Origin of the sequence: Collimonas rhizosphaerae (assembly GCF_038896935.1) — a bacterium.
GTDB classification, from domain to species: domain Bacteria; phylum Pseudomonadota; class Gammaproteobacteria; order Burkholderiales; family Burkholderiaceae_D; genus Collimonas; species Collimonas rhizosphaerae.
This window is the reverse complement of the sequence record NZ_JBANDC010000028.1, coordinates 26,164-35,350: the sequence shown is the minus strand read 5'-3', so window position 1 is coordinate 35,350 and position 9,187 is coordinate 26,164. Positions and strand designations below refer to the sequence as shown.

Annotated in this window: 13 protein-coding genes and 1 tRNA gene; 6 read left to right on the top strand and 8 right to left on the bottom strand. The window is 54.7% G+C overall.

Going from position 1 to position 9,187, the window contains the following annotated elements; translation table 11 throughout:
* Nucleotides 1-777: 777 nt before the first annotated feature.
* The 4 genes from V8G57_RS25005 (at nt 778) to V8G57_RS24990 (ending at nt 3,164) form a co-directional block, all read left to right on the top strand.
* The gene (locus V8G57_RS25005) at nt 778-1,128 is read left to right on the top strand and encodes a DUF805 domain-containing protein (RefSeq protein WP_342831684.1); all 351 of its coding nucleotides are present in this window, start codon (nt 778-780) and stop codon (nt 1,126-1,128) included.
* 96 nt (nt 1,129-1,224) lie between these two features.
* Entirely contained in the window at nt 1,225-1,758 is a 534-nt protein-coding gene (locus V8G57_RS25000) for a cysteine hydrolase family protein (RefSeq protein WP_342831683.1), read from the top strand.
* Nucleotides 1,759-1,925: 167 nt separating this feature from the next.
* Nucleotides 1,926-2,012, top strand: a tRNA-Leu gene (locus V8G57_RS24995).
* Between the two features lie 144 nt (nt 2,013-2,156).
* Nucleotides 2,157-3,164, top strand: a complete 1,008-nt coding sequence (locus V8G57_RS24990; RefSeq protein WP_342831682.1) for a tyrosine-type recombinase/integrase — start codon at nt 2,157-2,159, stop codon at nt 3,162-3,164.
* Nucleotides 3,165-3,367: 203 nt separating this feature from the next.
* On the opposite strand, the gene V8G57_RS24985 is transcribed toward V8G57_RS24990, so the two are convergent.
* The 8 genes from V8G57_RS24985 to V8G57_RS24950 all read right to left on the bottom strand — a co-directional run bounded on the left by V8G57_RS24985 (nt 3,368) and on the right by V8G57_RS24950 (nt 8,163).
* The gene (locus tag V8G57_RS24985; protein WP_342831681.1) at nt 3,368-3,613 is read right to left on the bottom strand and encodes a hypothetical protein; all 246 of its coding nucleotides are present in this window, start codon (nt 3,611-3,613) and stop codon (nt 3,368-3,370) included.
* Nucleotides 3,614-3,813: 200 nt separating this feature from the next.
* Complete coding sequence (locus tag V8G57_RS24980) at nt 3,814-6,486, bottom strand: toprim domain-containing protein (protein WP_342831680.1); 2,673 nt, start codon at nt 6,484-6,486, stop codon at nt 3,814-3,816.
* A gap of 4 nt (nt 6,487-6,490) precedes the next feature.
* Nucleotides 6,491-6,784, bottom strand: coding sequence for a hypothetical protein (locus V8G57_RS24975; protein ID WP_342831679.1), 294 nt, complete (start codon nt 6,782-6,784; stop codon nt 6,491-6,493).
* Complete coding sequence (locus V8G57_RS24970) at nt 6,784-6,930, bottom strand: hypothetical protein (protein WP_342831678.1); 147 nt, start codon at nt 6,928-6,930, stop codon at nt 6,784-6,786. Before V8G57_RS24970 ends, V8G57_RS24975 begins: the two co-directional genes overlap by 1 nt.
* A gap of 3 nt (nt 6,931-6,933) precedes the next feature.
* Nucleotides 6,934-7,128, bottom strand: coding sequence for a hypothetical protein (locus tag V8G57_RS24965; RefSeq protein ID WP_342831676.1), 195 nt, complete (start codon nt 7,126-7,128; stop codon nt 6,934-6,936).
* 132 nt (nt 7,129-7,260) lie between these two features.
* Nucleotides 7,261-7,545, bottom strand: coding sequence for an Ogr/Delta-like zinc finger protein (locus V8G57_RS24960; protein ID WP_342831675.1), 285 nt, complete (start codon nt 7,543-7,545; stop codon nt 7,261-7,263).
* A 53-nt stretch (nt 7,546-7,598) separates the two neighbouring features.
* Complete coding sequence (locus V8G57_RS24955; protein WP_062120394.1) at nt 7,599-7,880, bottom strand: hypothetical protein; 282 nt, start codon at nt 7,878-7,880, stop codon at nt 7,599-7,601.
* Between the two features lie 82 nt (nt 7,881-7,962).
* Nucleotides 7,963-8,163, bottom strand: coding sequence for a hypothetical protein (locus V8G57_RS24950; RefSeq protein ID WP_342831674.1), 201 nt, complete (start codon nt 8,161-8,163; stop codon nt 7,963-7,965).
* Nucleotides 8,164-8,225: 62 nt separating this feature from the next.
* On the opposite strand from V8G57_RS24950, the gene V8G57_RS24945 reads away from it, so the two are divergent.
* Both V8G57_RS24945 and V8G57_RS24940 read left to right on the top strand, forming a co-directional pair.
* Complete coding sequence (locus V8G57_RS24945) at nt 8,226-8,711, top strand: helix-turn-helix domain-containing protein (protein WP_342831673.1); 486 nt, start codon at nt 8,226-8,228, stop codon at nt 8,709-8,711.
* A 59-nt stretch (nt 8,712-8,770) separates the two neighbouring features.
* On the top strand, nt 8,771-9,184 hold the full coding sequence (locus tag V8G57_RS24940; protein ID WP_342831672.1) for a hypothetical protein: 414 nt from the start codon (nt 8,771-8,773) through the stop codon (nt 9,182-9,184).
* Nucleotides 9,185-9,187 lie beyond the last annotated feature (3 nt).

Here is a 9,187-nt window from a genome sequence, read left to right as displayed (position 1 = left end):
CCGGCCAATTGGGGATCGCTGACGTCGAAATCGGTATCGACCACGCCGACCGCGACGCCGGCGCCGGTCATGCCTTGCGCGTGGGCGGCCTTGGCGTTGCTGGGGTCGAGTACGTCCAGCATGGCCGGCGTTATCGCATTACCGCTGTTGTCGACAGGAGGCGGCAAGGTTGAAACCGGGGGAACAGCCGGAGCCGGCGGAGTGCTTGGAACCGGGGGAGTAACGGGATTCGGATTACCGCTGCCGCCTCCGCCACCTCCGCAACCCGTAATAGCTACCGAGATTGCAATAAAAACAATGAACAAGGATACCCGACGAGACAATGCTTTGCCCATGACGCCTCCCCCATATGTGCTTCAACTTCAATCCGATCAGCGATCGGCATATCGGCCTGCTGCATTCACATATTCAGTTGCGTATCCTCAGCCTCAATCTATTTTTATTTCTGCACGGCAATTTATTATGCGCTTGTCTGATGCAACATCAATCCATTTTTATTTATCCCAAGAAACTGTTTCTTTATAGATACATTTTTATTATGGCAATGAAATGCAATGGAGACGACATCAGGCAAAAAGAACAGAGGGAATTTTGTCCGTCGGCACGGGCTAGCGGCAGTTCCGGCGCCAAGACTTAGGTAGATTTCCGATACATCAACATTTTGCCGTGACGGCTACGGCTTTTGTTATTATTACTCTCTGGTAATTTTACTGAAACCCATGGGTATAAACACCGCCGGAGGCGGGCGCCCGTGCTTACAAACTACAGGGGATAGAAATGACGTTTACGGAATCGATCAAAGTCTGTTTTGCCAAATACGCCGACTTCAACGGCAGGGCTGCGCGCTCCGAATATTGGTGGTTCGCGCTTTTTATCGTCCTGGCCTCGTTCGCAACCGACGCAGTCAGCCACAAACTCAGCCTGCTCTTTTCCGTCGCCACGCTGCTGCCGTCGATTGCAGCTGCAGCACGGCGCTTGCATGATACGAACCGCAGCGGCTGGTGGCAACTGATCGCGATCATCCCCGTCATCGGCTGGATCATCATTATCTATTTCCTGGCCCAGGAACCAAAGGAACCCAACAATTTCGGCGCGACTGCAGTCGTCTCGAATCTTCCGGAAACCTGAAACCGATACCGGCAACTACCTCGCCCGGCTCTCGAGGTAGTGCGTTAACCGCGGGAATTCCTTAGGGATTCCCGGCTCAAGCTCCCACAGGAAACCATGAAATCCGCTCTCCTCGTCATCGATGTCCAGCAAGCCCTGTTTGATGAAACACCCCGCCCGTTCGAAGCCGACGCGGTCGTGGAGCGCATCAACACCTTGACCGCCAAGGCCCGCGCTGCCGGCGTTCCGGTAATCTTCATCCAGCATGAAGCCAGCGATCTCGAATACAGCTCCGCAGGCTGGCAACTCCAGCCTGGACTGCAGGTAAAGGACCGTGATGTAAAAGTGCGCAAGACGACGCCTGACTCCTTTCTCCGCACCGAACTCGAAGCACTGCTTGCTTCATGGCATACCGAACATCTCGTGATCTGCGGCTACGCTTCGCAATTCTGCATCGACACCACCACCCGCCGCGCTGCCGCCCTGGGCTATCCCGTGACGCTGGTGTCAGATGCCCACACCACCCACGACCAGCCGCATGCGACCGGACAGCAGATTCGCGCGCATGAAAACGCGACGCTGCCCAACCTCGACAGCTTCGGGCCGGAAATCAAGGCGGTAGCCACTTCCGAATTGCGTTTCGCAAGCTGACCGATCTAACAACATTGCTCTCCGGTTCCACCCGTAGCTGCAAGCGGATAAGCGCGCATGGGAGGATGGCCTTGGCCATTAGAACCTGTTAGAATGCGGCCCTGTCCCGTATCGCAGGCAATTGCTGTCGATACATGTTTTGCCCGTTTCTTCGAAACGGCAGAATTGCCCGAGTGGTGAAATCGGTAGACACAAGAGACTTAAAATCTCTCGCCGGAAACGGTGTGCCGGTTCGATTCCGGCCTCGGGCACCATTACAATTTAAGTAAATATATTTTCACGCTATATTTTCTTACAAATCAATGAGTTAAATAAAATGTGCAAGTAGTCCATATCGTTCAAAACGATATTAAATTACACTCTCACTACACATTTTTTACACCTCAATTTACACCTCCATGGCAAGTATCCAGAAGATCGGCGCTAGTTGGCGCGTTCAGATCGCTATTCGCGGCATCCGCGAGAATAAGTCTTTCCCGACAAAACGTGAGGCCGATGCATGGGCCGCGCGCCGAGAAACCGAGATTCGGACTGTCAACAATACACCCCTCGGAACACGTCACACGCTTCTGGACGCGCTACGCAAATACGCTGACGAAGTTTCACCAACCAAGCGCGGCGAACGATGGGAAATGCTTCGGCTGAACGCCTTTGAACAGCATGCGCTGCCTCTGAAAAAACCGATCAACAAGATCGTGCCGGAAGACTTGGCTGCCTGGCGTGACAGTCGGGCTAAGGTCGTACAGCCAGGCACCATCCTGCGGGAAATCAGCCTGTTATCGGCCGTGTTGGAATCAGCTCGGCGCGAATGGCGCTGGATCGATCAGAACCCACTGCGGGATGTACGCAAACCTAAAGAGCCGAAGCACCGTAAGACACTCATCAGCCGACCTCAACTCAAGCGCATGCTGCGCCAGATGGGATATGTCAAAAACAAAGTACGCACGATCACTCAGGCCGTGGCGTGTTGTCTCCTGCTGGCGCTGCGCTCAGGGATGCGCGCTGGTGAATTGTGCGAGTTGACTTGGGATCGGGTGCACGACGGCTATTGTAAGTTGGTGAAAACGAAAAATGACACTGAACGCGATGTGCCACTGACGCCCAAGGCGCGGGCATTAATCGAACAGATGCGGGGATTTGATACAGAACTCGTCTTCGGGTTAAAGGCGCAGACGCTCGACGCCCTATTCCGGCGCGCGCGCGAACGCGCTGGGTTATCAGGATTTACCTTCCATGACTCACGCCATACTGCTGCCACGTGGATCGCCGGCCGGATGCAATCAAATGGCATCGCGGCACAGCAAGCGGTGTTTGATTTATGCAAGATGTTTGGTTGGACCAAGATCGATCAAGCACTCGTTTACTACAATGCGAGTGCTGCCGATATCGCCAAAAGAATCACCTGACCGACAGAGCGCGATCAATCTCAGAAATTGGAATTAGCCCAAGAGAGTTTAATGCAAGCCGACCATCACGCACCATTTTTCCGATGGTTTGAGGTGACAGGCTTAGCATGTCTGCAGCTTGTACTTGATTGACGTGCGCCGGTCTGGGATGTAACTCAGCGTATAACTGCGCGCCTCTTCTGGCGCACTCAATCAGCAATTCTTCACTTATCACATTTTCTCCGTTGTGCTTGATGATAAATTTCGTTAGATGCCAGTTCAATATCCGCAATCGCAGCTGACATTAGAATGCCTGGCAGAATATCGTCCACCTCGATAATGGCAAATGGCTGGGCATTGCAGATATTCCGCTGGATCCCGATCACGTTGCCAACTTGCGGCCCTTGATCATTTTCAAATGTGACACGATCACCGACCACAACCGTTTTTCTTTCCACCGCCTCAATCACGCGACACCCCACAATAGACGCCGACGATAAGTACCAGGACGGCGAGAGCGCCCACAATCCAGCTATCTAACGTGCTGCATCGCACCGAAAATTTCGAGAACAACGACTTTGCGCATACCGATATGCCATAGGCAGAAAAAATCATCATCGTGTACAAGCAGGTTAAAAATAGAACTTTCATCTCGGAAATTTTCCTTTGGTTAGTTAGTTGGTTTATCGTTTTGGAATACCCAGCACATCATTGATTTGCTACCCAGGACGTTGTCTCGGGCGCGGATCTGGCTGTTGACCACGCGCACATCGAGAAACTTGCGTCGGCGACTGGTGCGCAATACTTTCTTGAGGTCGCCAATCACCGGGATCTGCTGACGGCGCTCGGCGGCGATCTGCACAAAGTGGTTCAGGTTGACCGCGATCAACTGCGGGTCGCGGGAATGGTTCAAGCGGTGCATGTCGTTGCTGTCCAGGTAGTCGAACGCCTCCCAGAATTCCTGCACCAGGGTGTGGTCGTCGTTAATCACCTGCTGGCGTTCGCCGGCCATGGTGATGATCTGTTCGCGCATGGCTTTCTGCTGCTCCGGCGTCAGCTTGATGACCAGGCCCAGGGCGTCCGTCAGCGCCAGCATCTGCGCATGAATTTCCACCAGGCGCGGCATCTTGATTTCCGGCCGCATGCGCAATTCCTTCAAATAGACCGCCGTGCGCTCGGCCACCGTTTCCATGATCTTCTTCTCGCGCTTGGCCGCGGCCAGGACGAAACCCGATACTTTCTCGGCCGGCATGAACTTCAGGGCGTCGGCCGCCTCGCCGGATTCCGGCGTTTGCGTCGTCAGGTCGAAATACAGGTGGACGATCCGCGACAGGATCGCCTCGGAGGCATTGACCGGGTTATTCTGCGAGATCACGATGGCGCCACGGAACGGAGGCTCGTAGGTTTCATTGCCGCCAGTATTCATGCCCCGTGCGCGGGTTGAGCGGCCGTTATAGGCGGTTTTCAGCTCATCCCAATCAAACGACTTCACATGGCTCTTGTCGCCGTCCATACGCTCCCGGTCGGACTCAATCAGCACCACCGGCAAGCCGGATACCTGGGAGAAATTACGGGCGCGGGCGGCCAGGCTGGATTTACTTGGATCGAAGCCCTCATAGCCGGCGCGGCCGAACAGCTTCCACAGGAACTCAATCAGCGTAGACTTACCAGCGCCGGCCTTACCGACCACCTCCAGGAACGGATAGGAGCTTTGGGCAGCGCGGATCTGCTCGGCAAACAGAGAGCCGAACCAGAATGTCAGGGCCACCATGCCCTTGGCGCCGAAGGCTTTCCACAGCAGATTGACCCATTCGGTCGTATAGCCGTCCGGATCGCGGTTGATCTGGAGCGACACTGACCGATTCAGGGATTTGACGGCAATGCGCCCCAGGTCGTAAAAATCTTCCTTATTGACGTCATACAGCGTTCCGTCCTTGATAGCGACATTGTCCAGGACGTAGCAGCCGTATTCCTTGCTGTAGCCAATATAGTCGATGGTTTCGACCCGCTTGATATGGAACAGGTCGCGCTCCATGATCCGGTCCAGCATGGCGCTGCTGCCGCTGAACATCGCACCAGGTGCGATCCCGAGCAGGCGCTTCTTGAATTCGGCCGAACTGGAGATCTGCGAGCTGGTGAATGTGTTCTTGATCGAGGCGCCGTCATGCGGGAAATCGACCCGGAAGTAATACCAGGCTTCGTCCGTCATCTCGTTTTTTTGGTAATACAGCGCCACCGGGTTGCAGTTGGCAATCGGGCGTATCGTATGCGCCGCATACAGCGCCTTCTCGCGCTTGCCGGCCTCGGACAGGATACTAGTGGACCCTTCGCTATCAAGCTGCTCCATTTCCTTGTTATAGGCCATCAGATCGAGCGTAAACCAGTACAGGCGGTTACGGAACTCGAAATCGAATTCGGTCTTGCCTTCCTTGCCGTACATCAGCAGCGCTTTGTCGCTGGCGCTGCCGGCGACAAGGATGGCGCCGTGGTAGCGGTAGTTCTCGATATCGGCTTCGGTCAGCTTGTCGCGCTGGTGCAGATCGTTCCAGTCCAGTTTGAGCCTGCCGTTCTGCGGGATCTGCGCGGCGCTGCACTCCCAGCCGGCCGCCTTGGCCCGTTCAATATGCTTGGTCGTATAACTGCGGCCGGCGCTGTCGCCGTCCAGCGCCCACACCAGACGACAATCCTGATTACCCCGGGCGTCGCGCAGATCCTGCAGCGACTGCAGCGGGTAGTTATTGCAGCTCATGATCGACACGGCGGCTATGCCATGGTGTTCCAGGGCGATGGCGTCAAAAATGCCTTCCACGATCCAGATCTCATCGACCGCCTGCAGGCTATGCGAGGGATGCGACCAGAATTTTCCATGGTAGGCCGAGCCGAAGCTGAACCGCGCCTTCTTCTTGCCAAAGCGCTGCGGCTTGTCGATCAGGCGCTCCCAATAGCCGTCCGCGACCGCAAAGCGGACCGTGGCGCTACCGATATTGAGATCCTTGTCGAAATAGCTTTCCTGCCGATATAGGCCCTGCACACGAGATAAGGTAAAGCCGCGGCCGTGCTGCATGTAGGCGTCGGCCGCCGCTTGCGGGTTGGTCGCCTCAGGCGTCTGGTAACGCTTGCTCCAGTCGTCGAACAGGTCAGGATACAGCTCCTTGACATGGCCCTCGTAGCCGCAATTGTTCAGGCGGCCGCAACGCACTACCCACGGGTTATCGGCGTTGGTATACAGTTCCTTCTTTTGGCACCCTGGACAGGTGCCGGCGCGCAGATAGCCCTTTTTTTCGTGCTTGAAGTTGAATTCGGACAAGCGGTTGAGAATGTCGGCGTGTAAAGATGGATTCATCGTGTTATTCGTAATCCGCCGCGGCGCGGCGTTTGAGGTCTATCGGTTGCTGCTTGCTTTCGGGGGTGACGGCAAAGGTGCATAAATATTGCCGCTGAAATTCTTGTGCGCTCATGCTGGGCCGCCCTTCCTCGACCGGATCCCGCCACAGATGCGCCGGAATCCGGTCGCGCCAGCAGTGCGCGATGACGGACAGCGTGGACAACATTAGCGGCGAGACTTCATGCAGCGGGATGGTGATACGCAAAGCGTGGTGGACGCGCTGCAATTGCTCAAAGCTGACATTGGGCGCCGTCATCACCACTCCCCCGCCATGCCACCCAGCGCGTGGAGGCATTCGGCGCACACCATGTCGGAGAATGACGGGCAGTTGGCGCGTAGCCAGTCGTCCGCCAGCTTGGCCATCAGCTCTCGCCGGACGATGAATTTGATAACGAATGGCATGGTTCAGTCCTTTACCCAGGAGAGCGCCACGGCCAGCGATGGCGCGAACATGACGAAGCCGCAGAGCAAGCCCGAGCGGAATGCCTCACCGGCATTCTTGAGCGCGATACGACGCCGCAGCTTTTGCATGCGGGTCATGCGCCGGCATGACAAGCGGGGGAACGGATGAATCATCTGTTTGGCGACATAGGGTTGCATGGGTTTTCCTTATTTCAGAATGAGCGAATCCGGCATGCCTGCAAACAGGCATGACAAAAGACAACGTGGGAGAAACTGCTTAGGCCGTGGTTACGGCGGAGCTAGGATGCGATGGTGGTTCATTGGCGGGCCTCAGGCTGGCGTCAGATTCAAGGTCAGCTGATTGATGGCAGACCAGTTAATGTGCTGCGAAAGCGGCACTTTGATTTCAGGCTTGACGATGGAAGAAACGGACAGCGTCCGGGCAATCTCCAGCCTGGCGACAAAGGAATAACCGCAATACGGGTTTTGGCATTGATAGGTAATCTCTTTCATCAGCGACGACAGCACACGGCTTTTAACGGCGCGTGGCGAGGTGGAACAAAAGGGACAGCACATTCCAATATTTCTCATTTCGACAATCTCTTTACCTGACACTTCAATCGGCCCCTGACGCCGGCTTACAACAACTACAAACTACCGTGATGCGATTAGATGCGGCGGGAACACTCGCCCTGGCCCTGTCGGGCGCACTCGCAATGCATGCCGACCTCGCCTAAAGTGGAGACAGCATCTAGATATTTGCAAGTGACCATGACGAAACCGACAGCGGCCACCAGCAGATCGATCTTGTCGATAACAATGCCCTGCCCGCCATTGAGGAAACGACTTACCTGAGAATCATCCCAGCCGACCTTATGCTGCACGTCCTGCCGACCGGGGCCGGTCAGCGCACTGCGCAAGGCTTGTTCAATTTGCATTGGACGCTTCATCATTGCTCCGCAATAAGAACTGTGTGCTGATGGGAAGAAACAAACGTAGACTGCAATTGATCCATGGCGATGTCCTTGCTGATTAGGATTTTGTTTTGGAGAGATTGCGCTTGTGCTGCTTCACGCCAAGCATGATCATGCGACGGAGAAATGCAGCACGGGATTCTGCGCCTTCATAGGCATATTGCTCCACGGTAGTCTGTTCTTCCGTTGTCAAACGGACAGCAATGGCTTCAGCGAGGAGGTATTTGGGAGCGCGTCGTATTACGCCTGGTTTTTTCATAATGGTATGATTTGTAGTTGTTACGGATGGCGTAACTTTAGTGCACATATTTGCACCTGTCAATGAAAATAAATGAAACTATGTACACCATTGGGGAAACTTTAAAAAGTGAGCGATTGCGTCTAGGAATGAATCAAGATGATTTCGCAGCTGCCGGTGGCGTGAAAAAACGTACTCAAATCTCGTATGAGCAAGATGAGCGATGTCCTGACGGACTCTATTTTCGGGCGCTGGCTGCTATTGGCGTTGATGTGCAATACATCCTGACCGGGCAACGTTCATCAATCGCCTTGACCACCGAAGAAAATGAATTATTGACTGGCTATCGTCAACTGGATATTCGCGGCAAAGCTAACATGCTCGGCATGCTCGATGTCGTCGGCACTGCTCCGCCAGAAAAGCCAAAGAAGAGTTCGACGCAAGAGGCCTACGGCATAAAATATGCCGCCCCGGTCAAACAAGTGATTGAAGGTAGTCAAACTGTACACGGTGACTTAAATTTCCAGGCCAACGATAAAAAAAAGAAGAAGAAACCTCTGGAGGAATAAGGCGCAAATGGTGGACCAGAAAAGAAACGGCGCTCCCGGTAGCAGTTGGACAAATAATCATGGGTAATTTTTATAATGGCGTCGACAACAAAGCCAGGCAGGTATCGTTGACACAAAAAAATGGAACGTCGTCATACTATTGGCGGCCGGCCATCAACAGCCCAGAATATGTCCGAAACAGCCGAGCCTCCGACCGCGCACAACAGCGTCGACATATCGGCATGGCGGCACTATTCGTTGTGTTGAGCGTCGGCGGCTTCGCATTGGTTGATGATCGCGCCAACGCTGCGGCAGAACCCGAACCGACGATGATGGAAAGATATTGCCGCTGGGATGCCGGCACGTATTCTGCCGGAGCTAAAATCAAAATCGAAGATGGCAGTTATCAGGAATGCTTTATAGATGACCACGGTACGGCGGCCTATTGGGGCGAAGCCTCCCGCCCCCGCTCACGTTCGGCGCCGCTGATGTGACAC

What these genes read in the sequence shown, in the direction of transcription:
- V8G57_RS25005 (WP_342831684.1), top strand. Translation starts at nt 778, where the DNA reads ATGACGTTTACGGAATCGATCAAAGTCTGTTTTGCCAAATACGCCGAC.
- V8G57_RS25000 (WP_342831683.1), top strand. Translation starts at nt 1,225, where the DNA reads ATGAAATCCGCTCTCCTCGTCATCGATGTCCAGCAAGCCCTGTTTGAT.
- V8G57_RS24990 (WP_342831682.1), top strand. Translation starts at nt 2,157, where the DNA reads ATGGCAAGTATCCAGAAGATCGGCGCTAGTTGGCGCGTTCAGATCGCT.
- V8G57_RS24980 (WP_342831680.1), bottom strand. Translation starts at nt 6,486, where the DNA reads ATGAATCCATCTTTACACGCCGACATTCTCAACCGCTTGTCCGAATTC.
- V8G57_RS24975 (WP_342831679.1), bottom strand. Translation starts at nt 6,784, where the DNA reads ATGACGGCGCCCAATGTCAGCTTTGAGCAATTGCAGCGCGTCCACCAC.
- V8G57_RS24970 (WP_342831678.1), bottom strand. Translation starts at nt 6,930, where the DNA reads ATGCCATTCGTTATCAAATTCATCGTCCGGCGAGAGCTGATGGCCAAG.
- V8G57_RS24965 (WP_342831676.1), bottom strand. Translation starts at nt 7,128, where the DNA reads ATGCAACCCTATGTCGCCAAACAGATGATTCATCCGTTCCCCCGCTTG.
- V8G57_RS24955 (WP_062120394.1), bottom strand. Translation starts at nt 7,880, where the DNA reads ATGAAGCGTCCAATGCAAATTGAACAAGCCTTGCGCAGTGCGCTGACC.
- V8G57_RS24950 (WP_342831674.1), bottom strand. Translation starts at nt 8,163, where the DNA reads ATGAAAAAACCAGGCGTAATACGACGCGCTCCCAAATACCTCCTCGCT.
- V8G57_RS24945 (WP_342831673.1), top strand. Translation starts at nt 8,226, where the DNA reads ATGAAAATAAATGAAACTATGTACACCATTGGGGAAACTTTAAAAAGT.
- V8G57_RS24940 (WP_342831672.1), top strand. Translation starts at nt 8,771, where the DNA reads ATGGGTAATTTTTATAATGGCGTCGACAACAAAGCCAGGCAGGTATCG.